Below are 26,434 nucleotides of genomic sequence, written 5' to 3'. Positions count from 1 at the left end.
TGAGCATGCAGCGCCATGCTCGCCCGGCCGTCACCGCTGCGGCCAGTTGCGCAGCAGAGCATCAAGAGCGTCGAGGGTACGGGCCCACGAGTCGTCCGTCGGGCGCGGCGTGTGGCGGAAGCTGCCGGTCCGCTCCAGGCTCACGAAGCCGTGGAACGTGCTGTGCATCATCCGGATGGCGTCGGTCTGGTCGGGCTCGGCGAGCCGGTAGCCGCGCAGGATGGCCCGGGTCATCTCCGAGTGCCGAATTCCGGCGCTCGCGGCGGCCGTCTCCGGGTCGAGGTCGATCTGCATGGCCGCGTACCGGCCCGGGTGCCGTGTCGCGTAGTTCCGGTAGGCGTTGGCGAAGGCGACCAACGCGTCCTTGCCGGCCCGGCCGGCCAGCGCGTCGGCGACCTGGTCGGCCAGCTCGGCGAGCGCCAGGAGGGCGATGCGGACACGCAGGTCGTGGGCGTTCTTGATGTGGAAGTAGAGGCTCGCGTCCTTCACGCCGAAGTGCCGCGCGAGGGCGGCGACGGTCACGTTCTCGATGCCCACCTCGTCGGCCAGGTCGGCCGCCACCCGGGTCAGTCGCTCGACCGTCACTCCGGCACGTGCCACCCGCCACACCCCTCAACCTAGCCTTGTTAATCGCTTGCCTAAGAGAGCTAGGCTACTACCTATGCTAGCCATCACCGAATCCGCCATCCGCGCCTCCTTCGTCAACGTCACGCAGGGCGAGGCGAAGCGGATGGCCGTACCGGGAGATCTGGACACGTACCCCTGGGACGACCTCGACTTCCTCGGCTGGCGGGATCCCGCCGCGCCGCAGCGGGCGTACCTGGTCGCCGAGACCGACGACGGTCCCGTCGGGGTCGCGCTGCGGGTGGCACCGCAGCAGACCGGACGGGTACGGCGCAGCATGTGCTCCCTCTGCCTGACCACCCACACCGGCGACGGCGTCTCGTTGATGACCGCCCGCAAGGCCGGCCGTGAGGGCCGACAGGGCAACTCCGTGGGCGCGTACGTCTGCTCCGACCTGGCCTGCTCGCTCTACGTGCGGGGCAAGAAGGAGGCCGGACGGCGAATCGACGAGACCATCACGCTGGCCGAGAAGATCGACCGCACCACCGGCCACCTGGCCGCGTTCCTGCGCCGGGTCACCGAGTAACTGGCGTCCCGCTATGAGCAGTCGCAGAACGCGGTCGCCTGGACGACGTCCGCGACTTTCACGGTGACCGTCGGCGTCTCCGCGACGAGTCCGACGGCCTCCGCCATGTCGTCGGACCAGACGATGAGGTCGTCGGCTCCGGGCGTCGCCCGTATGACGGAGGTGGTGAGAATCGCCTTGATCTGGAACGTAGCGTTGATGGGCGGCTTTTGCACGTAGGCCAGAGCGACCCAGTCCCCACCGGGGACCTCTTTCGTGGAATCCCACTGGACGTAATACCGCGGCGCGTCCCCGGGGCAGCATTCGCGCGCGATCAGCACATAGGAATGCAGTCCAGTCGCAGCGCGCGTCCTGCCGCGCACCTCGATGGCGCAGGCGTCTTTCACACACTCCACGGTGGCGCCATCTGTTGACGTTGGCGTGAGGATCGTGACAGGCGGCGCAGGGCTGGGCGACGGCGCCTGCGCCGGGGCCGACGGCGGGGACACGGAGGTCGGGGGGCGATCGGACTCGGCGGACTTGTCCGACAGAACACTCGGCAGGCCGACGGCGAGCGCCACGATCACCCCGGCAGCGGCAGAGACTGCGGCCACGGCCTCCCACGGCCGCGACGGAGAGCGGGGTTGCCGGCCTTCGCTGCCTCCTGTGGCCGGGGGCGACGTGACTTCGTCGGGGACATCATCTGAACTGTCAGGTGAAGTACTTTTCTGAGCCTCTTCCTCGTTCACCCCATATCCCCCATACGATCCTCAACGCCCGTCGCCAGAATATCGAGAATTCCACTATCGGCGATGGGGGCAATTTACCGGCCGCGCTGGCGTAAACGATGCTCGTACCGGTGCCCTATGTGGGTATGGGCCCTGTCGAGCTGCCCCAGATCTGGGCCCGCCCGTCGACTCGCACAGCGCGGTGGACGCAGCCTGCCCCATTTCCGGGGCAGCTCGACAGCGCCGAACCAGAGGAGGTCCCACCTGGGCCCGCACCTCCGGACAACCGGCATCGTCACCGCATGGAAGGATGCCTATATGGAGCAGGTGCTGAGCCGGCGGGCGGCCTCGGACGCGATCAGCGACCAGGGATGGCGGTATTTGCTGGGCGCGCTCCGCACGTCGGTTCCCGTCGGCTCGTTGGCCGAGGCGGTCGAGGTGGTGGGGCGCGTGGTCGCGGAGTGCGGTGCCGACGCGGATGGGCACCTGCGCGCTGATCTGCGTCCGGAACGGGTCGTCCTGACCCTCCAGTCGATGGATCAGGCGGCGCTCACCGCCCGCGACATCGACCTCGCGCATCGGATCTCCGCGACCGTGTGCAGCGGCGGGCTCCGGACGGAGCCCGAGATCGGTACGGGGGCGCCGCGGTCGGTCCAGCTCGTGGAGATCGCTGTCGACGCGCTCGACATCGCGGCGGTGCGGCCGTTCTGGAAGGCCGTCCTGGGCTACGCGGACGAGGCGGGAGCCGACGGTCCCGAGGATCCGATCGTCGACCCAGTGGGGCAGGGTCCGGCGATGTGGTTCCAGCAGATGGATCGGCCACGCACGGAACGGAATCGCATCCACTTCGATGTCTGCGTCCCACACGACGAGGCACCCCGGCGGATCGAGGCCGCGCTGGCGGCCGGTGGCCGACTCGTGTCCGCGTCCCGCGCCCCTGCCTTCTGGATTCTCGCCGACATCGAGGGCAACGAGGTCTGCGTGACGACCTGGCAGGGCCGGGACGGGTCGTAGACCGGGCTGGCCGGCAAGTCTCAGCGGTCGGTGGACAGGCGGGCGTGCAGGTGCTCGTCGTAGCGGCGGCCGTCGCCGTACCGGTACGACTCGCGCAACGTCCCCTCGGCGGGGTAGCCGGCGCGGTCGGCGACCCGGCAGGACGCCGGGTTGGCGACGGCGTGGCACAGCTCGATCCGGTGCAGCCGGAGGTCGTCGAACGCCCACGCGGTGAGCCGGGCCACGGCCCGCGTCGCGACACCGCGCCCGCGCGCCGCCGGCATCGTCCAGTAACCGATCGAGGCGTCGCTGTGGCGGATGTGGTGCAGCGACACCGAGCCGAGCAGTTCCCCGTCGCCGGCATCGGCCACCGCCAGCGAGGCGTGGTCACCGGCCGACCAGTCGGCCCGGCGACGCACCCAGAGCAGGGCCACCTGGTCGTCGATCGGGCCGTCGCCCTGCGGGTTCCACTGGGCGATGGCCGGGTCGCGCAGGGCGTCGAGCACCGCCGGGGCGTCCGCGTCCCTCCAGGGGCGCAGCAGCAGGTCGTCGGCGGTGAACTCCACGTGTTCCACGAGGCCGGAGTCTGGCACACGTCGCGTCGGTCCCGCCGCCCGATTACCCACAGTCTTCTTCAAAGCTGTACGAAGCAACCCGGCAACCGGACAGAAGTGACGCAGACAACCCGCAACGCCACTAGTTAAATTTTTAACTAGTGCTATCGTCGTGGTCGTGACAGAGAGCCTGGACAGCACCCGAGCGGCCGCCTGGCGCGCCTACATCGAGGCCAGCCAGCGACTGTTCACCCAGATGGAAGACGACCTGCGGGCCGACAGCGACCTCAGCTTCGCCGACTACCACGTGCTGGTCCTGCTCTCCGAAGCACCGGGGCAACGACTGCGGATGGGCGAGCTGGCCGGCCGCCTGGTCTTCTCCCCCAGCCGCCTCACGTACCAGATCTCCTCGATGCAGCGGCGCGGCCTGGTCAGCAAGGAGCCCTGCCCGGACGATCGGCGCGGCAGCGAAGCCGTGCTCACCGCCGCCGGACTGCTCACCCTGACCGAGGCCGCACCCCACCACCTGGCGTCGGTGCGTACCCATCTGATGGACGACCTCGACGACGCCGAGGTCGCCTGCCTCACCCGGATCTTCGACCGGCTCGGCCGCCGCCTGCGGGCGGCCGGGACCACGTCGAACACCCACGCCTCACGCTAAGGAGCCCCGCGATGCCCGCGATCACCGTTGACAACGTCCTCGTCCTGCCCCGACTGCCCAAGCTCCACAAGGCCACCACGATCCGCAAGGTCCGCAAGGTGACCACCGCGCCCAGCGGCTTCGAGGGTGAGGGTTTCCCGGTCCGCCGGGCCTTCGCCGGGGTGTCGACGACCGACCTGGACCCGTTCATCCACCTCGACCAGATGGGCGAGGTCGATTACGCGCCGGGTGAGCCGAAGGGCACCCCGTGGCATCCGCACCGCGGCTTCGAGACCGTCACGTACATCATCGACGGCGTCTTCGACCACCAGGACTCGCAGGGCGGCGGTGGCACCATCACCGACGGCGACACCCAGTGGATGACGGCCGGCAGCGGCTTGCTGCACATCGAGGCGCCGCCGGAGCACCTGGTGACGAGCGGTGGCCTCTTCCACGGCACGCAGCTCTGGGTCAACCTGCCCCGCAAGGCCAAGATGAACCCGCCCCAGTACCAGGACATCCGGGGCCGGGAGTCGGCGCTGCTCACCACCGAGGACGGCGGCGCGCTCATCCGGGTCATCGCCGGTGAGATCGCCGGGCACAAGGGGCCGGGCTCCACGTTCACGCCGATCACCATCAGCCACGTCACCGTCCAGCCCGGCGCGCAGGTCGACCTGCCCTGGAACCCCAACTTCAACGCCCTGGTGTACGTGCTCGGCGGGCGCGGCACCGTCGGCGCCGAGCGCCGACCGGTCCACACCGGCCAGCTCGCGGTGCACGGTCCCGGCAACGCCCTGCGCTTCAGCGCGAACGCCACCCAGGACAGCAACACCCCGGCGCTCGACCTCTACATCATGGGCGGTCAGCCCATCCGGGAGCCGGTGGCGCAGTACGGCCCGTTCGTCATGAACACCCGCGACGAGCTGCTCCAGGCGTTCGAGGACTTCAAGGCCGGCCGACTCGGCGTCATCCCCACCGAGCGCATCCCGCACACCGACGGCAAGCGCCAGCGTCCCTGACCCTGACCATGCGAAAGGCCCCCGGTTCGTTCCGGGGGCCTTTCGCGTAGGACAGGTCAGGCCGTCTCGTGGGCCTTCGCCATGTCGATGAAGCCCTGCCACTGCGCCGGCCCGAAGGCCAGCGTCCCGCCGTCACGGTCCTTCGTGTCGCGAACAAGGACGACACCGGGGAGATTGTCGGCGACCTCGACGCAGTCGCCGCCGTTGTTGCCGCTCTTGGTGCTCTTGCGCCACCGTGCGCCGCTCATGTCCATGATGCTGCCGCTTCCCTGATGAGGTCCAGGGTTTGCGCTCGCGATAGGGCCTCGCCGCGAACACGCTCCCATCGTCGTTCGAGCGTAACAATGTCCGGAGTCTGATCGACGATCTGCGCGGCCGCCTGGCTGTCCACGTGCGCCACCCGCCCACCGTCCGGCATGTCGGCGATGGTGAACGGGCCGCCGAGGCCCGGATACATGCCGGCCGAGGTCGGCACGGCGTAGAGCTGAACTGCTGGCATTGCCGACCATTCGACAAGTCGGTTCAACTGCTCGGCCATCAAGGCCCGATTGCCACCGGAGGTGCGCCGAAACACGGCCTCGTCGACGACCGCGATGAGCAGTGGTGGCCGATCTCGTCGCAGGATCGCCTGTCGGCCGATGCGAGCCGAGACCAGGTCGTCGACCTCGGCGGGGGTCAGATCTTCTCCCGCCAGCGTGGCGCGGGCGTACGCCTCGGTCTGCAGCAGGCCGGGCACCCATGCGAGCTGGTAGCTGCGCAGCGACAGGGCTTCGCGCTCAAGGTCCGCCCAGAGACGGAACCAGGAAGGTTCGCGACGTTTCAGAACGTCCGGCCAAAGGTCCGCCTCCTCACGCCTGAGCAATGCCGCAACCTTGGCCCGATGCCGAGTCTGCGGAATGCGCCCCGGGTTGGCCCATTTGGCTGCGGTCTTGGGGTCGACACCAATCTGAGCTGCAAGGCTGTCCGCTGTCTCGCCAGCCGCCGACATGGCCTCGATGACTGCGTGGTTCATCCGATAACTCCTCGGTACGTCCCGGGCGTCCACAGGAGATAGTGCAACGCTGTGTATTCGTTAGGCAACAGGCGGCAAGGTGGCACCAGACGGCGCGGCCGGCAGGGACCACCCGAGACCCGGCGGACGCGTTCGTACCGGGGCCGCCCCTGTCCGGCGAGCACTCACGGGGGCGGCCCCTTCCCACGACGACAGCGCGAAGGAGGCACCGTGCGCTTCACGTTCTGGCGCAGCGAGACCGTCCCCATGGTGGGCCACCTGATCCGGGCACAGCGAACGAACGGGAGTCGGGCGTGATCTCCGCGCAGATCTCCGGCCCCGAGCGCGGGCCGGTCGCGGACCGTCCGCGCCGGCACGGCCAGGCCCCACCGCACACACCGCTACGCCCCCACTGGGCCTGCCGCGCCGACGGCCTGCCGTGGCCGTGCGCGACCGCGCGGCTCATGCTGAAGGCCGAGTACGAGCACAAGATGCCGAGCCTGTCGATCTACCTGGCCGGGCTCCTGTACGAGGCGATGCGGGACCTGTACCACCTGAACCCCCACGACGGTCCGAGCCCGCGCGCCCTGTACGACCGTTTCGTGGGATGGGGACCCTTCCGCAAGCCGATCATCGAGCCGGCAGACCTGCACTGCGATACCTAGATCCACGCTGGTCACCGTCTCGGCCAGCCGACCACCGCATCTTTCAGATGCTCGACAACATCACCACAGTCATCACGGAGCACCCTGCACCTGGCGCTTGAGAAGATCCCCGCGCCGAGGGCATTACCCGCCGTTGCGCGCCGGCCTTGCGTTCCTTCGTCGGGCGCCTCAAGCACTACTGATCCCCATAGTCGAACTTATCGGGTCTGCGAACCAGCAGTCTCCTACCAGCGACTGACCGCAATCCTCTACGGAAGGTCGACCTGGCCCACGTCCGGGTCATGGGTTGACGCTCCAAGGAGAATAGGCGCATGGCGCGCCGCCCCCGGTCAAGAAGCATGCCGATCAGTAGAGTCCGTCGACCGACCAGCGCAGAGCCTGATACCCCACCACACGAGTTTCTCGTGCAGGTGCTAGGACCCCTTCTTGCCGGAGTCCCAATCTTGATGGCCGGAGCAAAGGTCTTGCTGGTTGCCAACGGGAACGATGCGACTCTGAGCGCCCTTCTTTCGACACTGAACATTCCCGCCGTGCTGCTCTCCGTGTACCTGTCGATTGTCCCACTATTGCTGGTAGCCCTCCCGGGGACGTACTTGGTTTATCAGTACGGCCTGTCGGACGATCCGGCGACGATCGAGGGCAGGCGGCGGACGGGCTTGACGCTTCTCCCGTTGGTCGGGATCAGCTTCCTACTGACCCCCGCGAATACCTGGGACATCCTCGTACAGATCGGCCTCGCGATCGTATTTTTCGTGATTGCGTTCTCACGCCTTATTCAGGAATTCGCTCAGGTGCCACTTCCCCAGGTGGGGCCATGGCAGTTGAACCTTGTGAGATCCTGGCTCGTACGGCACGTTGGCGCAGTCGCGATTGCCTACGCGATGTGCGCCGTTATAGCCGCTCCACTCATAGGAGACCCGCGTCAGGGTATTTGGCTCCCCGCCGTCAGGGTTCAGATTGAAGGATACGCCGAGGGCGTTGGCTGGATTTTGGAGGAGAATGAACAGACGACCCAACTGCTGTGGCCGGACAGCACGGTTTCCAGATTCCCATCGAGCCAAATTCAGCAGATCGAGTTCTGCAGCCTTCGGCGGAGCGCTGGCGGCTCCGGGAATCGACCTCTAGTACTTCTGGTGTTTGTGAAGGCTCCAGGAAGGCAGCCTGCCTGTCATCCGTAGGCGGTGGTTCCAATGCTTGCGACCGTCACCCCGGTCGACCACCGAGACAGGCGTCGGCGCCCGTTCGCGCCAGCGGGCAGCCGCGGGCGGGGACAGGTCGGGCCGATCGCGTGGGCGACCCACTCCAGGTCGGCGATGTGGGGGCTTCCGCGCGACGGGATGCCCCCACATCGGCGATCTCGAGACGATCAACGCGTCGGGGCCAGCCGTCGCCTTAGGAGACCGCGAAAATCCCCGCGACACCAAGAATCACCATCAGCAACACCGCTACCAGCGCCCCCCGTTCGCTCTCCACCGCCGGCTCGCGGTACTCGTTCACGGGGTTCGTCGTTTCGCGGGGCATGGTGTGGCCTCCTCGGCTGTTGTCGCTGCTCGCGTGGCGTCATCCAGGTCACCGGTCGGGCGGCCTGGCATGCGGACCCGCGTCGGGGGTCCTACCGTGAGGACGTTGTCGACCTCCGGGGGGCTGGACGTGCCGTTACAGGACTGGTTCCTCACTGCGCAGGAACGCGCCAACCCGGTGTCTGGGTTACCCGTTTGGACCAGGGGAAACCTCGCCGAGCCGTTGATTCACGGGGCGGCGTACTTCGACCGGTTGGTCGAGGAGGTGGAGGCGTTGACCGCCGGTGACCACCTCTTCTTCACCGACTGGCGGGGTGATCCGGACCAGCGGCTGCGCCCGGACGGCCCCACCGTGGCCCAGCTCTTCGCGCAGGCCGCCCAGCGTGGTGTGGTGGTCAAGGGCCTGATCTGGCGCTCACACCTGGACGTGCTGGCGTACAGCGAGGCGGAGAACCGCAACCTCAGCGAGACGGTCTCGGCGGCCGGCGGCGAGGTGCTGCTCGACCAGCGGGTGCGCCGGGGCGGCTCGCACCACCAGAAGCTGGTGGTGCTGCGGCACCCGAACGCCCCGGAGCGGGACGTCGCCTTCGCCGGTGGCATCGACCTGTGCCACAGCCGCCGCGACGACGCCGCGCACGGGGGCGACCCCCAGCCGGTGCAGATGTCCTCCCGGTACGGCCCGAACCCGCCCTGGCACGACGTGCAGCTCGCGGTGCGCGGGCCGGTGGTCGGCGCGCTGGACACCCTGTTCCGGGAGCGCTGGACCGACCCGATGCCGCTGGACTCGGAGAACCCGATGGCGTACGCGCGGGACCGGCTGCGTGGCGCGGACCTGCGGCCGGACCCGCTGCCCGAGCAGCCCGCCGACCCGCCCGAGTGTGGGCCGCACCAGATTCAGGTGCTGCGCACCTACCCCGCCGTTCGGCCGCGCTACTCCTTCGCCCCGGACGGCGAGCGGACCGTGGCCCGGGGCTACACCAAGGCGGTACAGCGGGCCCGCCGCCTCATCTACCTGGAGGACCAGTACCTCTGGTCGACGGAGGTCGCGAACCTGTTCGCCCAGGCGCTGCGGGAGAACCCGGAGCTGCACCTGGTGGCCGTGGTGCCCCGGCACCCGGACGTGGACGGCCGGCTCGCCCTGCCACCCAACATGGTCGGCCGCGAGCAGGCGCTGTCGCTGTGCGAACGCGCCGCCCCGGATCGGGTGCACGTGTTCGACGTGGAGAACCACGCCGGCACCCCGGTGTACGTACACGCGAAGGTCTGCGTGGTCGACGACGTCTGGGCCAGCGTCGGCAGCGACAACTTCAACCGCCGCTCCTGGACCCACGACAGCGAGCTGTCGTGTGCCGTACTCGATGAGACGCGCGACGAGCGGACGCCCACCGACCCGGCGGGCCTCGGCGACGGTGCCCGGGCCTACGCCCGGGACCTGCGGCTGCGGCTCTGGCGCGAGCACCTGGACCGTGACCCGGACGGCGCCGACGACGCCGATCTGCTCGACCCGGCCGACGCGGTCGCGGCCATCACGGCCGCGGCCGACAAACTGCAAGAGTGGTACGACGGCGGCCAGGTCGGCGACCGTCCACCCGGCCGGCTGCGCCCACACCGCCCCGAGCGGCTGCCCTGGTTCACGCGTGCCTGGGCGCTGCCGGTGTACCGGCTCGTCTACGACCCCGACGGCAGGCCGCTGCGCGCGAGGCTGGCCGGCACCTGGTGAGCCGGCCGGGCCGGCTCGGGCAGGCCGGCCGCGCCCGGGTGCACGGTCAGCCCTCCCGGGTACGCGAACGACGAGCGCGGTGAGAAGTAGCCGAACCCGATGATCAGCGGGTTGGCGGGACGCAGCGCGTACATCGGATGCCGGGGTTGCAGGAACTCCACCGACTCGATCTCGAACGGCGTCACGGGCTCGGCCACGTACGGGTAGACCGAACTGAGCAGTTGGCCGTCACGGCGGGTGAAGTAGCGGTGGTGCCCGCTGCTGATCACGTGCCCGGTCTGCCCCACCCGGCACCGGGCGCGGATCAGCGGCTCCCCGTCCACCTCGGTCTCGGAGAGCAGCTCGTCGCCGTTCACGCCGATGGTGGTCCGTCCGGCCTGCGCGGGAGCGCCACGCGCGGTGGCGTACTCGCGGACGACCCGGCTGGAGGCCACGTAGTGGGTCCACCAGCCACCGGGGCTCAGGCCGCCGGGCGCGTCCACGCCGACCAGTGAGATGCCGAGGTACGTCAACGAGTACGCACCGAAGCCGGAGGTCTGCGTCTCGTCCTCGACGACGTACTGGTTGAGGAACACCTGTCGGTCGGCACGGGGACGCAGCCCGGTGGGGACCAGGGCGGCGACCGCGTCGGGGTCCGCTGGCAACCAGCTGAAGTACAGGGTTTGGCTGTTCACGACGAGCTGGGGAGCGGTTGGATCGAGCATGGTGCCTCCGAACCGGGTGTCTACTCCGCGACGCTACGGCCGGTCCCGCCGGCGGGACAACGACGGATAGGCGACACACCTGCCCGGTTGTCGGATTTCATGTTGACCGGTCGGTGGAGGCTCCCGGACCGACCGGTCGGCCGCACGGGGATGACCGGGTGCCGCAAGATTCGCCCTCGAAACGGGTAAGAGACCTCACCAGCTGCGCGCTCGCCGCCACTTTTGGGCGTTTTGTTACGTGACACACCTTAAGTACATCAACCTTTCGGCTAGCTTTCCGGGAGCCGATCAGGTTAAGGTGACTCCCGAACGGCCCAACTGAAGCTAAACCTAAGCGCCACTTTCTTTTTGTCCGCGGACGAGGTGCAGGGAGGACCACCATGACCGCGCCAACGATCACCGAGCAGGCGAGCACCACAGCAGTCGAGCAGAAGAGCACCACCAAGCTTGACCCGCGGGCGCTCAGCGACAGCGCCGCCGATGTGCTCAACGCCATGGCAGCGCTGCCCGCCAACCACCCGTCCCGCGCCGCGCTGCGCGACCGCGCGATCGAGGCCTGGCTGCCGCTGGCCAACCACCTCGCCCACCGTTACAGCGGGCGGGGCGAGCCGACCGACGACCTGGCGCAGACCGCCGCCGTCGGCCTGATCAAGGCCATCGACAAGTTCGACCCGTCGCGCGGCGTCGACTTCGCCGGTTACGCGATCCCCACCATCATCGGCGAGCTGAAGCGCCACTTCCGCGACCGCACCTGGGACATCCGCGTACCGCGCCGTCTCCAGGAGCTGCGGCTCGCCATCTCCGACGCCAACAGCTCGCTGCTGCAGACCCTCGGCCGCTCGCCGACGGTCGCCGACATCGCCGCCCACCTCAAGCTCACCGAGGAAGAGGTCCTGGAGGGCCTGGAAGGCGCCCGCGCGTACAACGCGGTGTCGCTGTCCACCCCGACCGGCGACGGCGACCGGGCCACCGAGCTGGGCGACATGCTCGGCGGCGAGGACAACGAGTTCGAGCTGGCCGAGCTGCGGGTCGCCCTCGGCCCGGCGCTCGCCACGCTCGACGAGCGGGAGCAGAAGATCCTGACCCTGCGGTTCTACGGCAACCTGACCCAGTCGCAGATCGCCGACCAGATCGGCGTCTCGCAGATGCACGTCTCCCGGCTGCTCGCTCGGGCCCTGACCAAGCTGCGGGGCCAGCTCGACGGCACCTACTAGGGACTTCACGATCGAGGACGGGTCAGCGTCGCCCCGGTCCTCGATCGTGTGAACACCGGCCGGATCGCTTCCCTTCGGGGCGGCGGTCCGGCCGTTCGCATCCGCTCCATCCCGCCGACGCGACCCGGGGCCGGCACATCGAGCCTGCCGCGGACCGGTGCAAGACTGGGCCGTGCTCTCCGACGTGACCCTGGACCTGCCGGTCCGCCCGACCTTGCCGGCGCTGCTCACCGCGCTCGACGCGGCCGGCGCCGCAGTCCTGGTCGCGCCGCCGGGCACCGGCAAGACGACCCTCGCACCGCTGGCGGTGGCCGACCGGGTCGACGGCCGGGTGGTGATCGCCCAGCCCCGCCGGGTGGCGGCGCGCGCCGCGGCCCGGCGGATGGCAGACCTGCTCGGCGAGCGCGTCGGCGACCGGGTCGGTTACGCCGTACGCGGCGAGCGGCGGGTCTCCCCGGCCACCCGGATCGAGGTGGTCACCACCGGCCTGCTGGTCCGCCGCCTGCACCACGACCCGGAGCTGCCCGGCACCGGCGCGGTGCTGCTCGACGAGTGCCACGAGCGGCAGCTCGACGCCGACCTGGCGTTGGCCTTCACGGTGGAGGCCCGGGCCACGCTCCGGCCCGACCTGCGGCTCCTCGCCATGTCCGCCACGCCGGACACCGACCGCTTCGCCGCGCTGCTCGGCGGGACCGCCCCGGCCCCCGTGGTCCGGGCCGAGTCGGCGCTGCACCCGGTGCGGCGGATCTGGACGCCGCCGCCCCGGCCCGTCGCGCCGCCCGGGGCCGGTCCGGTCGACCGCGCCCTGCTCGACCACGTGGCCGCCACCGTCCGGCGGGCGCTGCACGAGCAGGACGGCGACGTGCTGGTCTTCCTGCCCGGCGCAGGTGAGATCGCGGCGGTCACCGGCCGGCTCGCCGACCTGCGGGACACCGTCGCGCTGTTGCCCCTGCACGGCCGGCAGCGCGGGGCCGAGCAGGATGCGGCCCTGCGCCCCCGGACCGACGACCGTCGTCGCGTGGTGCTCTCCACCGCGCTGGCCGAGACCAGCCTGACCGTGCCGGGCGTACGGACGGTGGTGGACGCCGGGCTGTCCCGGGTGCCCCGCATCGACCTGGCCCGTGGACTGGGCGCGTTGGTCACCGTGGCGGTCTCCCGGGCCGCCGCCACCCAGCGGGCCGGCCGGGCCGGCCGCGAGGCGCCGGGGCACGTCTACCGCTGCTGGTCGGAGGCCACCCACGAGCGGCTGCCCGCCCGGCCGGAGCCGGAGATCGCCACCGCCGACCTGACCGGGTTCGCGTTGGAGCTGGCCGCCTGGGGCAGCCCGGACGGCGTCGGTCTGGCGCTGCCCGACGCCCCACCGGCCGCCGCGATGACCGTCGCCCGGGACACCCTCGAGACGCTGGGCGCGGTCGACGCGACGGGTCGGATCACCGGGCGGGGGCGAGCGATCGCCTCCGCCGGGGCGCACCCACGGCTGGCCCGGGCGCTGCTCGACGCCGCCGACCGGGTCGGCGTCGACCGCGCGGCCGAGGTGGTCGCCCTGCTCGCCGAGGACAGCGCCGCCGGCCCGGGCGACGACCTGGTGGCCGGCTGGCGTCGGCTCCGCGCCGGCGTCGACGCGGGTGCCACCGCCCGCTGGCGTGCCGAGGTACGCCGCCTGCGCGCCGCACTGCCCGCCGCCTCGCCCGACGAGAAGCGCGCCGGTCCCGGGCGTGCCCAGGCAACCGCCGCGCCCGGCACCGCAGCACGGGCCGGCACCGCAGCATGGGCCGGCACCGCAGCATGGGCCGGCACCGCAGCGAAGACCGGCTCCGCAGCACGGGCCGGCACCGCAGGGCCCCCTCAATCCGGCGCGCCCGCTGACCGCGACCGGCTGACCGACGATCTCGCCGCCGGGCTGGTCGTCGGTCTGGCGTACCCCGAGCGGTTGGCCCGGGTGCGGCGGCCGGGCGGGTCGTCGTACCTCATGACGGGCGGGACCGCCGCGGAGCTGGCGGCCGGGTCGGAGCTGGCCGGTGCCGACTGGCTCGCGGTGGCGGTCGCGGACCGCCGCCCCGGCGCGCCCTCGGCGCGGATCCGTCGCGCCACGCCCCTGGACGAGACGACCGCCCGGGAGGCGGCGGGTCCGCTGCTGTCCACGCGCCGGGAGGTGGGCTGGTCCGACGGGGACGTGGTGGCCCGGGAGGTGACCCGGCTCGGCGCGATCGAGCTGGTGGCGCGGCGGCTGGACCGTCCCGACCGGGCGGAGGTGGCGGCGGCGCTGCTGACCGGCCTGCGTCAGGAGGGGTTGGGACTGCTGCCGTGGACCCCGGCGGCGCGGGGGCTGCGCGAGCGGATGGCGTTCTGCCGGCTGCACCTCGACGCCGAGTGGCCGGACGTCGACGACGAGGCGCTGCTCGCCGCCCTGCCGACGTGGCTGGGGCCGGAGCTGGCCGCCGCCCGGCGGCGTGCCGACCTGAACCGGGTCGACGTGACCTCGGCGCTGCGCCGGCTGCTGCCCTGGGCGCAGGCCGCGCGCCTGGACGAGCTGGCACCCGAGCGCATCGAGGTGCCCAGCGGCTCCCGCGTCCGGGTGGACTACGCCGACCCGGCCGCGCCGGTGCTCGCGGTCAAGCTCCAGGAGACGTTCGGCTGGCCGGCGGCCCCGCGCATCGCCGGTGGCCGGGTGCCGGTGCTGCTGCACCTGCTCTCCCCCGCCGGCCGGCCGGTGGCGGTCACCGCGGACCTCGCGTCGTTCTGGCGTACCGGCTACCCGCAGGTCCGCGCCGAGCTGCGCGGTCGCTATCCGCGCCATCCGTGGCCCGAGGACCCGGACACGGCGACGCCGACCCGCCGGGCGGCCCCGCGCCGACGCTGACCAGGGGTCATTCCTCGACGACGTCGGCGACCACGACGGTGACGTTGTCCGGAGCGCCCGCGTGCAGCGCCAGGTCGATCAGCTTGCCGGCGCAGGCGGACTGGTCGGGATAGGCGGCGAGCACCTCGGCCAGGGTGTCCGGGCGGACGACGTTGGAGAGGCCGTCGCTGCACAGCAGCCACCGGTCGCCGGCGCGGGGCACCATCGTCGCGTACGACGGGGAGACGTCCTCGCCCTGCAACGCCTGGGTGACGACGGCCCGGCGCGGGTGGCTGCTGGCCTGGTCCGGGGTGATCACACCCTGGTCGACGAGCATCTGCACGAAGGTGTCGTCCCGGGTGATCTGCTTGAGCACGCCCTCGCGGAACAGGTAGGCCCGCGAGTCGCCGACGTGGGCGAGGGCCAGGCAGCTACCCGTACGGGCGAAGAGCAGGGCGGTCAACGTGGTGCCCATGCCCTGGCGCTCGGGGTCGTCGACGACGGCCTGCCGGATGCGGGCGGTGGCCAGCGCGATGCCGTCCTGGAGGGCGGCCACCAGGGCGTCCTCGGGTGTCTCCACGTCCAGCGGGGCGACCGCGTCGATGGTGAGCGAGCTGGCGAGGTCACCGGCGGCCATTCCGCCCATGCCGTCGGCGACGGCGACGAGCCAGGTGCCGGCGTGCAGGGCGTCCTGGTTTCCGCTGCGGATCAGCCCACGGTCGCTCGTTCCCACGGAACGCAGCTTCAGGGTCATGGGAGGCAGCCTGCCAGGCGAAGGGCGCAGTTGTCTCTAGGAGATCAGGACGACGGCGCGTGGCGCGGCCAATCTCACGTCTCACGTCCCGCCCCCGTCGCGCGCCTCGGCCCTTGTCGGACGGCAGATCCCATCCAGTCGGATCAATTGACAGGACGAACCACCACTGGAAACATCGAGCTTCGACCTGGGAGCGCTCCCAGGTCGCCACCGCCACCTGCCTCACCTCCCGTCCCGGAAGGACTACCCCGTGACGCCATCCAAACGTCGCCTCCTCCTGGCTGCGGCGACCGCCCTGGCCCTCACCGGCGCGGGCGCCGGAGCGGCCCATGCCGCGCCTCCCCCGGACGCCCCCGAGCAGATCGACAACGGGGACTTCAGCGCGGGCGTGAGCCCGTGGTTCTCCTACGGCACCGACTCACTCGGGGTCACCGACGGCCAGCTCTGCGCCGCCGTCCCCGGCGGACTCGCCAACCCGTGGGACGCCGGCATCGGCCAGGACGGCGTGCCGCTGACCGCCGGCGCCGAGTACACGCTCGGCTTCGACATCACCGCCACGCCCGGCACCGCCGTCAAGGCCGTGCTCCAGCTCGGCAGCGCTCCGTACACCACGTACGCGGCCGTGGACGCCGCCGCCACCGGCACCGTCCAGCGCGTCGAGTCGACCTTCACCGTTCCGGACGACAACCAGAACGCCCAGCTCATCTTCCAGGTGGGTGGCAGCGCGCAGGCGCAGACCATCTGCCTCGACGACGTGTCGCTGCGCGGCGGCGAGCCCCCCGCGCCGTACGAGCCGGACACCGGGCCCCGCGTCCGCGTCAACCAGGTCGGTTACCTGCCGGGCGGCCCGAAGAACGCCACGGTGGTCACCGAGGCGACCACGCCGCTGCCCTGGCAGCTCCGCTCGGCGTCCGGCGCGGTCGTGGCCAGCGGCACCACCACGACGCGTGGCGTGGACGACGCCTCCGGGCAGAACGTGCAGACCGTCGACTTCTCCAGCTACCGCACCCCGGGCGCGGGGCTGACGCTCACCGTCGACGGCGAGACCAGCCACCCGTTCGACATCTCCGGCACCCTCTACAAGCAACTGCGCTCCGACTCGCTCCAGTTCTTCTACGCCCAGCGCAGCGGCATCGCCATCGACGGTGACCTGATCGGCGACGAGTACGCCCGCCCGGCCGGTCACCTCGGCGTCGCGCCCAACCAGGGCGACACCAGCGTGCCCTGCCAGCCGGGCGTCTGCGACTACTCGCTGGACGTGCGCGGCGGCTGGTACGACGCCGGCGACCACGGCAAGTACGTGGTCAACGGCGGCATCGCCACCTACCAGCTCCTGAACACCTTCGAGCGGACCAAGACGGCGGCCACCGCCAACGGCGGCGACGGGCTGGCCGACAGCACCCTGCGGGTGCCCGAGCGCGGCAACGGCGTCCCGGACATCCTGGACGAGGCCCGCTGGGAGCTGGAGTTCCTGCTGCGCATGCAGGTGCCGGCCGGCAAGCCGCTCGCCGGCATGGTCCACCACAAGATCCACGACAAGAACTGGACCGGCCTGCCGCTCGCCCCGCAGGACGACCCGCAGCCGCGCGAGCTGCACCCGCCGTCGACCGCGGCCACCCTCAACATGGCCGCGACCGCCGCCCAGTGCGCGCGACTCTTCGCGCCGTACGACGCGGCGTTCGCGACCCGCTGCGGCACGGCCGCGAAGACGGCCTACGCCGCCGCGAAGGCACACCCCGCGGTGTACGCCAGCCCCACCGACGGCACCGGCGGCGGCGCGTACGACGACTCGAACGTCACCGACGAGTTCTACTGGGCGGCGGTCGAGCTGTACCTCACCACCGGGGCGCAGACCTACCTGACCGACCTGACCGCGTCGCCGCACCACACCGGCAACGTGTTCGAGCCGCGCGGCTTCGGCTGGCAGAGCGTCGCCGCGCTGGGCCGCCTCGACCTGGCCACCGTGCCGAACGGGCTGCCCGCCGCCGACCTGACCCGGGTCCGGGCCTCGGTCACCGCCGCCGCCGACGCGTACCTCGCCGAGCTGCGCCGCCAGGCGTACGGGCTGCCGATGCCCGGGGACGCCGACAGCTACTTCTGGGGCGCGAACAGCAGCATCATCAACAACGCGATCGTCCTGGCCACCGCCTTCGACCTGACCCGCGACGCCCGTTACCGCGACGGCGCCGTGCAGGCGATGGACTACATCCTGGGCCGCAACGCACTGAACATCTCCTACGTCACCGGCTGGGGCGAGCACGCCGCGCAGAACCAGCACAGCCGGATCTTCGGTCACCAGCTCGACGCCAACCTGCCCCACCCGCCCGCCGGATCCCTCGCCGGTGGGGCGAACGCGGCGTTGCAGGACCCGTTCGTGGCGCAGTTGCTCGCCGGCTGCAAGCCGATGTTCTGCTACGTCGACGACATCAACTCGTACTCCACGAACGAGGTGGCGATCAACTGGAACTCGGCGCTGGCCTGGATCTCCTCGTTCCTGGCCGACCAGGGTGACTCCGGCGCGGTACCGGCCGTCACCTGCTCGGTGAACTACGCCAACTACGGCGCCTGGCAGGGCGGCACCGGGTTCACCGCGCAGTTGACCATCCGCAACACCGGGTCCACGGCCGTCAACGGCTGGACCGCCCGGTTCGCGTTCACCGGCGACCAGCGCGTCCGGGAAGCCTGGCTGGCGAAGGTCACCCAGTCCGGCGCGACGGTCACGGCGAAGAACGAGTCGTACAACGCCAAGATCGCTCCTGGCGGCACGGTGACGTTCGGCTTCAACGCGACCACCAACGGCGGCGCCAACCCCAGTCCGGGGCTGGTCACCGTCAACGGGAACGCCTGCGCGCTGTCCTGACCGCGACCCCTGGTGGCCGCCCTTCCCCCGTGGGCGGCCACCAGGACCACCCGTCCGCTACGACGAATCCAGCACCAGGCGCAAGGCACGCTCGCCGATGCCACGCATCAGGGGGTTGTCCTCCGAGTGCGTCAGGAACACCAGGGACAGGGCGAGCGCCCACCCGCGTGCCCTCTCCCAGGTCGCGTCGTCCGCCCGGCCGTACGCCCGCCGAAGAGCAGCGCGCTGCTCGGCCGTGAACAGCATCCAGGCCACGGACAGATCGGTCGCGGGATCGCCCGAGGTGATGTCACCAAAGTCGATCACGGCGCTGATCCGACCCCGGTCGACGAGAATGTTGGCGGGATGCAGGTCCCCGTGCAGCCACAGCGGCGGGCCGTTCCACGTGGGTGCGGCGACGGCCACCTCCCAGATCCCGAGTGCGGCGACACGATCGGCCGGATCGAGGTGCGCGAGCCCGTTCAGGACCCCGGCGGCGCGCCCGGGCAGTGCAATCCCGCGCACCGGGTTGACGGGGGCCTCCGCAGGAGCCGGTAGGTGCAGCGCGTCCAGGAAACCGCCGAGCGTCGCCGCTGCCGACGACGGGTCGTCGGGCGCCGACAGCGCCACGATCCGGCCCGGGAAGAACGGCACGACACTCCACGACCAGGGGTACTGGCCCGACGGCTGCCCGAGACGCACCGGCGCTGGCACCGGCAACGGCAGGCCACTGGCCAGCTCCGGCAGCCAACGCTGCTCGTGCGCGATGAGCTCGGCGGCTATGGCGCGCCGCGGCAACCGGACCAGCAACTCCGCACCGAGCCGACACACGAGGTTGTCCCAGCCGTTGGCCAGGATCTCGACCGGCAGGTCCGCCAGATCGGGATGCTGCTGGTCGAGCAGACCGCGCACCAGTTCGACAGAGACGGGAACCTCCGCGGCCGGCATCCTCTGGACGGTCACAGCGAAACCCTACGACCGCGCCCGGAGCTGTCGTTCTCGGCTGATCCGCTCCGCCCTTGCGTTCGGCTCCGCCATTGCCTGCGGCCCCACCCTTGCGTGCGGCTCGGCCCTTGCGTGCGGCTACTCGGCTCGGCTGTTGTGTGCGGCGATCAGGGCCGGCAGCTCGTGCAGCGAGTCGACGCGGAACAGGCACCGGTCGGCCACGCCCGGCATGTCGAGGATGTGCCCCCACGGCGAGCGCCGGATCAGGCACGTCTTCATCCCGGCCTCCTGGGCCGGACGGGCGTCGTTGTCGGGCCGGTCCCCGACGTACAGGATCGACGCCGGGTCGCCGCCGCCCTCGGCCACGACCCGGTCGAAGAAGGCCGGCGCGGGCTTCGCCACGCCCCAGGAGTGCGACGTGCCGATCACGTCCACGTCGAGGTCGAGAGAGCGCAGGGTCGACTCGGCGTGGGCCGGCTGGTTACCGGCCAGGCCCACCAGCAGACCCTGGTTCCGCAGGGCGGTCAGACACCCACGCGCGTCCGGGTAGAGATCCTCCGCGCCGAACGTCTCCGGCTGACCGGCGGCGGCTCGGGCGGCGAGTTCGGCCTCAAGATCGAAGTCGGGCCGGAAGGTGCGGAACGTCTCCCGGTAGTCCAGTCCCCGGGCGACCACCGCGCCGAAGACCGCCGACAACGTGTGCCGTGGCACGCCGAGCCAGTCCGCCCAGGCCGCGAACTCGCGGGACTCGTCGAGGATCACCCCGCCGACATCGAAGAACACCGCATTGATCAACCTGTCCCCCGTCCCATGTGATGCCGCCGATCATAGGAGGCAGCATCGAGGCTCGACCGGCCCGAGATTGTCGTACACCTGTTCTAAGGTCGGTCCATGTTGGAGAGCTTGGTGCGGGCGGACTCGGTGGTTGCCGACTGCCTCGCCGCGCCGGTGTGGGCTCTTCCCGAGCACGATCTTGTCGCGGCCCTCGACGCCGCGCACCGGCTCGCGCAACGCCTGGCGGCCCTGCAGTTGGCGCTGGTGCGTGAGGTGGACGGCCGGGGCACGGCCCGGGCGCAGGGCGCGTCGTCGACGGCGCTCTGGTTGCGGGGCCGGCTGCGGCTCGACGGTTCCGCCGCCCGCCGCCTGGTCGATCTCGCCAGCGCGCTCGACGCCGGAGCGCCCGGTGTGCGCGCCGCGCTGGCGGACGGTGACATCAGTGTCGAGCAGGCGCGGGTCATCGGCGAGACCTCCAGACGGTGCACACGGCCGCCGGCGCCGAGGCAGCCGACAAGGCGGTCGGCGTCCTCGTCGGGTGGGCCGGGCAGTTCGAGCCGAGGCTGCTGCGCAAGCTGGGCACCCGGATCCTCGACCACGTGGCCCCCGAGCTTGCCGAGGCCGCCGCCCGGGCGGCGCTGGAGGCCGAGGCCCGCCGGGCCGACCGCGACCGTCATCTCACGCTCTCCGAGCTACACGACGGTCGACTGCGGCTTTCCGGTCACCTGAACGCCGAGGCGGCCGGTCTGCTGCGGGCCGCCCTCGACCCGCTGACCGCACCGTCCGGTCCGGACGATCCACGCTGCCCCGGCCAACGTCGGCACGACGCGCTCGCCGACCTCTGCCGGCTCGCGCTCCGCACCGGTGAGCTGCCCGACCACGGCGGTGAGCCCGCCCAGATCGTCGTGACCACCAGCTTCGACGCGCTGGCCCGGCAACTCGATACCGGCACCCTCGACACCGGCCCACAGCTCACCCCGGAGACTGTACGTCGGCTGGCCTGCGACGCGGCGATCCTTCCCGCCGTGCTCGGCGGCAACGGTCAGCCGCTCGACGTCGGCCGGCAACGCCGACTCGTCACCGGGCCGCTGCGCCGCGCCCTGGTCCTGCGCGACCGAGGCTGCGCCTTCCCCGGCTGCGACCGCCCACCCCGCTGGTGCGACGCCCACCACATCCGGCACTGGGCCGACGGCGGCCACACCAGCCTGACCAACTCGGTGCTCCTCTGCGGTCACCATCATCGGCACGTGCACCGCGGCGAGTGGACGGTCCGCCTGGGCGGCGACGGCCACCCCGAATTCGTCCCGCCCGCCTGGCTCGACCCCGAGCAACTCCCCCGCCGCAACCACTACCACCGGCGGACGTGACGGGCTCCCAGCCCGCCAGCCGCAACCAGTACCACCGGTGGACGTGCCCGGTTCCCAGCCCGGCAGTCGCAACGAGCCAAAGCCTTCGGGTCGTGGTGTGACCGGCCTCGCGTCATTCGGGACCGCCGACTCCGCCCAGCCTGCATAACGTCGCGACCATGACGGTCAACGGCGACACGTTCGAGCGGACCACCGAGCACAACCACGCCACCACCAGCGAACCGGCCAGTGACAGCAAGTCGGTCACCACGAGCGACCAGGCGACCAACAACAAGCTGGCCAACGCCAACGACTCAGCCAGCGCCAGCGCCAGCGCCAACGCCAATGACTCAGCCAGCGCCAGCGACCGGGGTGCCGCTTCCGCCGCCGCCGCGTTCGTCTCGCGCTGATGCGGGGCGTCTCGCCGCTGCCTCCGCCGGGGCGACTGCGCACCCTCTCCCTCGCCACCCTGGCGAACTCGGTCGGTGCGGGCCTGTGGCTGACCGGGGCGGCTCTCTATCTCACCCGGGACGTGGGGCTGTCCGCCGTTCAGGTGGGTACGGGGCTCAGCGTCGCCGGCCTGGTGGGACTGACCGCCAGCGTGCCGCTCGGCGCCCTGGCCGATCGGCACGATCCGCGTACGTTGCGAGCTGCCCTGCAGGCCCTCCAGGCGGTGGTGGGGGCGGCGTACCTGCTGGTCGACTCGTTTCCGGTCTTCCTGGTCGTCGCGGTGCTCGAACTGCTGTTGGTCTCGGGCAACCTCGCGGTTCGCGCAGCGTTGGTCGCGGCCGTCGCGGGTCCACAGCGGCGGGTGCACGCCTTCGCCACGCTGCGCGCCGTGGCGAACCTGGGCATCGCGACCGGGGCCGGGCTGGCCGGATTCGCGTTGGCCGCGGACACGCACCGGGCGTACCAGCTGTTGGTGGTCGGCAACGCGGCCACCTATCTCGTGTCGGCGGCGCTGCTGCTGCGGCTGCCGGCGTACCCGCCGACGCCGCGTGCCTCGACGGGCGCTGCCCTACGCCGCCGAGGACCGCTGCGCGACGGCCGGTTCCTCGTGGTGAGCGGCTCGTCGGCGGTCCTCGCCCTGCACCAGACCGTCCTCACACTGGTGGTGCCGTTGTGGGCGGTGACCGTGGTCGGAGCGCCACCGCCGGTCGTGTCGGCGGTGCTGCTGACCAACACGCTGCTGACCGTCCTGTTGGCGGTGCGGCTGAGCCGGGGGGCGGACACCGCCGTCCCGGCGGCGGCGGCGATGCGCCGCGCCGGCCTGATACTGGCAACCGCGATGCTGCTCTACGCCATCACGGTTGCCCTGCCGACCACAGCGGCGGTCCTGCTTCTCCTGGTCGCCACCGCCGTCTACACCGCCGGAGACCTGTGGCACGCCGCTGCGGGAGCCGGGCTGGCCTACAACCTCGCTCCGACGGACGACCTCGGCGCGTACCAGGGGGCGGACGGCATGCTTGCCGGGCTGGCCCGGGCGGTCGCCCCGGCCCTGCTGACCCTGCTCATCATCGACGGCGGGGCGCCTGGCTGGCTGGCCGTCGCCGGGCTGTTCGCCGCGGCGGGTCTGGGCACCCCGGCACTGACCCGCCGGGCGCTGACCACCCGTCGGATGTAGCAGGATGCCGGGCATGACCGATCAGTCGAGCATCACCGTCCGCCCCGGCGGTCCCGACGACGCCCCGGAGGTGCTGCGGCTGCTCGACAGCGCCACCGCCTGGCTGGTCGAGCGCGGGCGGACCGGCCAGTGGGGCACCCGGCCGCCGTCCACCGATCCCGGCCAGATCTCGCGCGCCGACGCCTGGGCCGCGAGTGGCGACCTGCATGTGGCGATGCTGGGTGACCGTCCGGTCGGCGCGCTGGTGGTGGGTGCCGCCACCGAGCAGGTGCCCCCGGCCACCGAGCCGGAGCTGTACGTTCGGCTGCTGGTCACCGACCGGGCGTACGCCGGGCTGGGGATCGGGGCCCGGCTGCTGGAGCACGCCGCCGAACTGGCCCGGGCGCGAGGGCTGGGGCTGCTGCGGGTGGACTGCTACGGCGGCGACGACCGGGCGCTCGTCCGGTTCTACGAGGGCTGCGGCTTCACCCCGACCGAACCGTTCACCGTGGTCCGGCCGGGGCGTGAGCCGTGGCCGGGGCAGTTGCTCGTGCGCCGGCTCGGCTGAACGTCAGCCGATCTCCTCGTCGACGTAGCACCAGCGCCACGCCTCGCCCGGCTGCGCCGAGCGGATCACCGGGTGACCGGTGGACGCAAAGTGCTTGCTCGCGTGCTGGTTCGGCGACGAGTCACAGCAGCCGACCTGGCCGCAGCTCAGGCAGGTACGCAGGTGCACCCAGTAGGTGTTGCCGATGGCGACGCAGTCCGCGCACTCGTCGGGGGTACGGGGCTCGGCGGTGCCGGCCTCGGTCAGATGCTGACAGCTCACTGTTCCACCTCCTGCCGCAGCAGCGACTCTTCCAGGTCCAGGTCACGGTAGGCCCGCACCAGCACCTCCTCAGGGATGCGACCGGAGTCCCGGGCAACTCGGAAGACGTCCCGCTCGGCGTCGATCATTTCTTGTCGCAGCCGACCGTACGCCTGTGAAGGGGTTTCCCGCTCGTCGCCGCCGAGCCGTTCCCAGGCCATGTTGGTGCGATCCTCGAGTACCCGGCGCAGCCGGTCCACCACGGGCGCCGGAGCGCTGTCGGCCAGTTCCTCAAGCCGTTCCCGCGCGGCCCTGCTGGCCTGCTGCTGCACACCAGCGGCGGACAACGCGTCCTGCACCGGGTCGTCCTGGGGCAGGTTCAGGCGGCGGGCGACCAGCGGGAGGGTGGCGCCCTGGCCGACCAGCGTGACCACGATCACCGCGAAGGCCAGCCAGATGAACAGGGCCCGCGGGTACGGCTCGTCCTCGGCCAGCGTCAGCGGCAGGGCCAGGGCGGCGGCGAGCGTCACCACGCCCCGCATGCCGGCCCAGCCGATGATGATCGGAAACTTCGGGGAGGGGGCCGCGTCCCGGCGGCGGATCCGGGGAACCAGACGGGCCAGGTAGGTGGCCGGGAAGAGCCAGACGAAGCGGGTCAGGAAGACGGTGGCCAGCACCGCGACGGTGATCAGGACGAGGGAGCCGGCCGGCTCGTCGAGGTCGCCCAGCACCTCGCGCAGTTGCAGCCCGACCAGGAGGAAGACCAGCCCTTCGAGCAGGAACCGCACGAGCCGCCAGAACGCCCCGGTCTGCAACCGGGATGCCGCCGACAGCAACAGCGGCAGCTTGTGGCCGAGGGCCAGCCCGGTGACGACCACGGCGACCACGCCGGAGGCGTGCAGGTGTTCGGCGGTGAACACCACCGCGAACGGGATGATCAACGACAGCGCGTTGTCCAGCAGCGGGTCGCTGATCCGCCGGTGCAGGAAGCCGAAGACCACCGCGCCGAGCGCGCCGATCAGGATGCCGCCGCCGGTCGCGCGCAGCACCTCGACGGCCACGTCCGTCGTACCGACCGTCGAGCCGATGGTGGCCATCGTCGCGACCCGCAGCAGCACCAGCGCGGTGGCGTCGTTGACGAGGCTCTCCCCCTCCAGGATGGTCACCACCCGGCGGGGCAGGCCGACGCGGCGGGCGACCGCGGTGGCGGCCACCGCGTCCGGCGGCGCGACCACCGCGCCGAGGGCCAGGCAGATCGCGAACGGGACCTGCGGCAGCAGCAGGTGCAGCACGACGCCCACCGCGAACGCCGTGAACAGCACCAGACCCACCGCGAGCAGCAGGATAGGCCGGATGTTGTTCTTGAACGCCGGCACCGACGTCTCCAGTGCCGCGACGTACAGCAACGGCGGCAGAATGCCGATCAGCACCAGCTCCGGCTCGAGGTGGATCTGCGGGAAGCCCGGAACGAAGGACAGGGCCAATCCGAGTACGACAAGCAGGATCGGCGCGAGCAGGCCGAGCCGGCGGGCCAGCGCCGCGCCCAGGGTGGCGATCGCCAGGAAGACGACGACCGGAAACAGGCTTTCCATGGGGTACGAGCCTAGGGCCTGCTTCATGAGGGCGGCCGAGCCGAGGCGGACTCCGATCAGCCGGCTGGACGCAGCTTCGGCAGCACCTCCGCGCCGAACGCGTCGATGAAGCCGCGCTGCTCCTGCCCGACGTGGTGCAGGGCGATCTGGTCGAAGCCGAGCGCCACGTACTCCTCCAACCAGCCGACGTGCCGGCCCAGGTCGGCCGAGACGTTCACCACCTGGGCGACCCGCTCGGGCGGCACGTCGGCCGAGACCACGTCGAAGTGCTCCACGGTCTCCAGGTCCCAGCAGACCGGCGGGGCGAAGACGTTGCTGCGCCACTGGTCGTACGCGATCGCCTCGGCCTGCGCCTGCTCGGGCGCCCAGGAGACGTGCACCTGAAGGTGCAGCGGTCCACGGCCACCGGCGTCCCGGTACGCGTCGATCATCGCGCGCAGGTGCTCCACGGGCGCGTTCACGGTGATCAGGCCGTCGGCCCACTCGGCGCACCAGCGGGCGGTGGCTACGCTGACGGTGGCTCCGACCAGCGCGGGCGGCTCCTCGGGGCGGGTCCACAGCCGGGCCCGGTCCACCCGTACCAGGCCGTCGTGGCTGACCTCCTCACCGGCCAGCAGCGCCCGGATCACGTCCACGCACTCCCGCAGCCGGGCGGAGCGGACGTCCTTGCGCGGCCACGCGTCGCCGGTGATGTGCTCGTTGCTGGCCTCGCCCGTGCCCAGGGCGGCCCAGAAACGGCCCGGGTACATCACGCCGAGCGTGCCGATCGCCTGCGCGATGATCGCCGGGTGGTACCGCTGGCCGGGCGCGTTGACGACGCCGAACGGCATGCCGGTGGCCTGTAGCGCGGCGCCCAGCCAGGACCAGGCGAAGCCGGACTCGCCCTGCCGCTCGCTCCACGGGGAGAAGTGGTCGGAGCACATGGCGGCGTCGAAGCCGGCCCGCTCGGCGTGCACCACCGCTTCCAGCAGGGCGCGGGGGTTGATCTGCTCGTGGGAGGCGTGGAACCCGAACGTCGTCATGGGCGCACCTCCTACCCACGACGACGTCCGGTGAT

General features: G+C 71.6%; 24 protein-coding genes and 3 pseudogenes. 15 read left to right on the top strand and 12 right to left on the bottom strand.

Annotated elements, in window-relative coordinates; genetic code table 11:
- Window positions 1-30 precede the first annotated feature (30 nt).
- Window positions 31-600 (bottom strand): TetR/AcrR family transcriptional regulator, encoded by a 570-nt coding sequence (locus ACTFTM_RS11650; protein WP_449565803.1) that lies wholly within the window; start codon window positions 598-600, stop codon window positions 31-33.
- A 61-nt stretch (window positions 601-661) separates the two neighbouring features.
- Here ACTFTM_RS11650 and ACTFTM_RS11645 point away from each other — a divergent pair, with 61 nt between their 5' ends.
- Window positions 662-1,150 (top strand): FBP domain-containing protein, encoded by a 489-nt coding sequence (locus ACTFTM_RS11645; RefSeq protein ID WP_449565802.1) that lies wholly within the window; start codon window positions 662-664, stop codon window positions 1,148-1,150.
- A gap of 11 nt (window positions 1,151-1,161) precedes the next feature.
- Here ACTFTM_RS11645 and ACTFTM_RS11640 read toward each other — a convergent pair whose 3' ends face one another.
- Window positions 1,162-1,878, bottom strand: coding sequence for a hypothetical protein (locus tag ACTFTM_RS11640; RefSeq protein WP_449565801.1), 717 nt, complete (start codon window positions 1,876-1,878; stop codon window positions 1,162-1,164).
- 297 nt (window positions 1,879-2,175) lie between these two features.
- Here ACTFTM_RS11640 and ACTFTM_RS11635 point away from each other — a divergent pair, with 297 nt between their 5' ends.
- Window positions 2,176-2,871 carry a VOC family protein gene (locus tag ACTFTM_RS11635; protein WP_449565800.1) on the top strand — a complete coding sequence of 232 codons (696 nt, stop codon included), beginning with the start codon at window positions 2,176-2,178 and terminating at the stop codon, window positions 2,869-2,871.
- Window positions 2,872-2,891: 20 nt separating this feature from the next.
- Here the strand turns inward: ACTFTM_RS11635 and ACTFTM_RS11630 are convergent, their stop codons facing one another.
- A complete protein-coding gene (locus ACTFTM_RS11630) occupies window positions 2,892-3,425 on the bottom strand; it encodes a GNAT family N-acetyltransferase (RefSeq protein WP_449565799.1) in 534 nt (177 codons plus the stop codon).
- A 157-nt stretch (window positions 3,426-3,582) separates the two neighbouring features.
- On the opposite strand from ACTFTM_RS11630, the gene ACTFTM_RS11625 reads away from it, so the two are divergent.
- Window positions 3,583-4,065, top strand: coding sequence for a MarR family winged helix-turn-helix transcriptional regulator (locus ACTFTM_RS11625; RefSeq protein WP_435207420.1), 483 nt, complete (start codon window positions 3,583-3,585; stop codon window positions 4,063-4,065).
- Window positions 4,066-4,076: 11 nt separating this feature from the next.
- Complete coding sequence (locus ACTFTM_RS11620; protein WP_449565798.1) at window positions 4,077-5,063, top strand: pirin family protein; 987 nt, start codon at window positions 4,077-4,079, stop codon at window positions 5,061-5,063.
- A gap of 56 nt (window positions 5,064-5,119) precedes the next feature.
- On the opposite strand, the gene ACTFTM_RS11615 is transcribed toward ACTFTM_RS11620, so the two are convergent.
- Window positions 5,120-5,311, bottom strand: coding sequence for a DUF397 domain-containing protein (locus ACTFTM_RS11615; RefSeq protein ID WP_449565797.1), 192 nt, complete (start codon window positions 5,309-5,311; stop codon window positions 5,120-5,122).
- A complete protein-coding gene (locus tag ACTFTM_RS11610; RefSeq protein WP_449565796.1) occupies window positions 5,308-6,075 on the bottom strand; it encodes a DUF5753 domain-containing protein in 768 nt (255 codons plus the stop codon). Before ACTFTM_RS11610 ends, ACTFTM_RS11615 begins: the two co-directional genes overlap by 4 nt.
- 293 nt (window positions 6,076-6,368) lie before the next feature.
- On the opposite strand from ACTFTM_RS11610, the gene ACTFTM_RS11605 reads away from it, so the two are divergent.
- From ACTFTM_RS11605 to ACTFTM_RS11595, 3 genes are all read left to right on the top strand, one after another.
- Complete coding sequence (locus ACTFTM_RS11605; RefSeq protein ID WP_449565795.1) at window positions 6,369-6,719, top strand: hypothetical protein; 351 nt, start codon at window positions 6,369-6,371, stop codon at window positions 6,717-6,719.
- A gap of 446 nt (window positions 6,720-7,165) precedes the next feature.
- Window positions 7,166-7,897, top strand: a complete 732-nt coding sequence (locus tag ACTFTM_RS11600; RefSeq protein ID WP_449565794.1) for a hypothetical protein — start codon at window positions 7,166-7,168, stop codon at window positions 7,895-7,897.
- 472 nt (window positions 7,898-8,369) lie between these two features.
- The gene (locus ACTFTM_RS11595; RefSeq protein WP_449566610.1) at window positions 8,370-9,959 is read left to right on the top strand and encodes a phospholipase D family protein; all 1,590 of its coding nucleotides are present in this window, start codon (window positions 8,370-8,372) and stop codon (window positions 9,957-9,959) included.
- Here ACTFTM_RS11595 and ACTFTM_RS11590 read toward each other — a convergent pair.
- Window positions 9,908-10,663 carry a hypothetical protein gene (locus ACTFTM_RS11590; RefSeq protein ID WP_449565793.1) on the bottom strand — a complete coding sequence of 252 codons (756 nt, stop codon included), beginning with the start codon at window positions 10,661-10,663 and terminating at the stop codon, window positions 9,908-9,910. The two genes, ACTFTM_RS11595 and ACTFTM_RS11590, sit on opposite strands and share 52 nt — an antisense overlap.
- Window positions 10,664-11,043: 380 nt before the next feature.
- Here ACTFTM_RS11590 and ACTFTM_RS11585 point away from each other — a divergent pair, with 380 nt between their 5' ends.
- The 3 genes and pseudogenes from ACTFTM_RS11585 to ACTFTM_RS11575 all read left to right on the top strand — a co-directional run.
- Window positions 11,044-11,877 carry a SigB/SigF/SigG family RNA polymerase sigma factor gene (locus ACTFTM_RS11585; protein WP_449565792.1) on the top strand — a complete coding sequence of 278 codons (834 nt, stop codon included), beginning with the start codon at window positions 11,044-11,046 and terminating at the stop codon, window positions 11,875-11,877.
- Window positions 11,878-12,049: 172 nt separating this feature from the next.
- A pseudogene (locus tag ACTFTM_RS11580) lies at window positions 12,050-13,594 on the top strand (helicase-related protein); the annotation flags it as partial.
- A 156-nt stretch (window positions 13,595-13,750) separates the two neighbouring features.
- Window positions 13,751-14,737: pseudogene (locus tag ACTFTM_RS11575) on the top strand (ATP-dependent helicase C-terminal domain-containing protein); the annotation flags it as partial.
- A 7-nt stretch (window positions 14,738-14,744) separates the two neighbouring features.
- Here the strand turns inward: ACTFTM_RS11575 and ACTFTM_RS11570 are convergent.
- The gene (locus ACTFTM_RS11570; RefSeq protein ID WP_449565791.1) at window positions 14,745-15,470 is read right to left on the bottom strand and encodes a PP2C family protein-serine/threonine phosphatase; all 726 of its coding nucleotides are present in this window, start codon (window positions 15,468-15,470) and stop codon (window positions 14,745-14,747) included.
- A 250-nt stretch (window positions 15,471-15,720) separates the two neighbouring features.
- Here ACTFTM_RS11570 and ACTFTM_RS11565 point away from each other — a divergent pair, with 250 nt between their 5' ends.
- Window positions 15,721-18,330, top strand: a complete 2,610-nt coding sequence (locus ACTFTM_RS11565; RefSeq protein WP_449565790.1) for a glycoside hydrolase family 9 protein — start codon at window positions 15,721-15,723, stop codon at window positions 18,328-18,330.
- Between the two features lie 57 nt (window positions 18,331-18,387).
- On the opposite strand, the gene ACTFTM_RS11560 is transcribed toward ACTFTM_RS11565, so the two are convergent.
- A complete protein-coding gene (locus ACTFTM_RS11560; protein WP_449565789.1) occupies window positions 18,388-19,272 on the bottom strand; it encodes an aminoglycoside phosphotransferase family protein in 885 nt (294 codons plus the stop codon).
- A gap of 120 nt (window positions 19,273-19,392) precedes the next feature.
- A complete protein-coding gene (locus tag ACTFTM_RS11555) occupies window positions 19,393-20,049 on the bottom strand; it encodes an HAD family hydrolase (protein WP_449565788.1) in 657 nt (218 codons plus the stop codon).
- A gap of 96 nt (window positions 20,050-20,145) precedes the next feature.
- Here ACTFTM_RS11555 and ACTFTM_RS11550 point away from each other — a divergent pair.
- The 4 genes and pseudogenes from ACTFTM_RS11550 (at window position 20,146) to ACTFTM_RS11535 (ending at window position 23,545) form a co-directional block, all read left to right on the top strand.
- Window positions 20,146-21,395 (top strand): annotated as a pseudogene (locus ACTFTM_RS11550) (HNH endonuclease signature motif containing protein).
- A 158-nt stretch (window positions 21,396-21,553) separates the two neighbouring features.
- Window positions 21,554-21,784 (top strand): hypothetical protein, encoded by a 231-nt coding sequence (locus ACTFTM_RS11545; RefSeq protein WP_449565787.1) that lies wholly within the window; start codon window positions 21,554-21,556, stop codon window positions 21,782-21,784.
- Window positions 21,784-22,998 (top strand): MFS transporter, encoded by a 1,215-nt coding sequence (locus tag ACTFTM_RS11540; RefSeq protein ID WP_449565786.1) that lies wholly within the window; start codon window positions 21,784-21,786, stop codon window positions 22,996-22,998. The genes ACTFTM_RS11545 and ACTFTM_RS11540 overlap by 1 nt, the downstream gene beginning before the upstream one ends.
- A 13-nt stretch (window positions 22,999-23,011) precedes the next feature.
- On the top strand, window positions 23,012-23,545 hold the full coding sequence (locus tag ACTFTM_RS11535) for a GNAT family N-acetyltransferase (protein ID WP_449565785.1): 534 nt from the start codon (window positions 23,012-23,014) through the stop codon (window positions 23,543-23,545).
- Between the two features lie 3 nt (window positions 23,546-23,548).
- On the opposite strand, the gene ACTFTM_RS11530 is transcribed toward ACTFTM_RS11535, so the two are convergent.
- The 3 genes from ACTFTM_RS11530 to ACTFTM_RS11520 are packed head-to-tail and all read right to left on the bottom strand — an operon-like array spanning window position 23,549 to window position 26,399.
- Window positions 23,549-23,806, bottom strand: a complete 258-nt coding sequence (locus ACTFTM_RS11530) for a UBP-type zinc finger domain-containing protein (RefSeq protein ID WP_422739437.1) — start codon at window positions 23,804-23,806, stop codon at window positions 23,549-23,551.
- Window positions 23,803-25,377 carry a Na+/H+ antiporter gene (locus ACTFTM_RS11525; protein ID WP_449565784.1) on the bottom strand — a complete coding sequence of 525 codons (1,575 nt, stop codon included), beginning with the start codon at window positions 25,375-25,377 and terminating at the stop codon, window positions 23,803-23,805. The genes ACTFTM_RS11530 and ACTFTM_RS11525 overlap by 4 nt, the downstream gene beginning before the upstream one ends.
- A gap of 56 nt (window positions 25,378-25,433) precedes the next feature.
- Window positions 25,434-26,399, bottom strand: a complete 966-nt coding sequence (locus tag ACTFTM_RS11520; protein WP_449565783.1) for a TIGR03885 family FMN-dependent LLM class oxidoreductase — start codon at window positions 26,397-26,399, stop codon at window positions 25,434-25,436.
- Between the last annotated feature and the right edge of the window lie 35 nt (window positions 26,400-26,434).

Source organism: Micromonospora sp. RB23, assembly GCF_053585025.1.
This window is presented reverse-complemented; position numbering and strand designations above follow the sequence as displayed.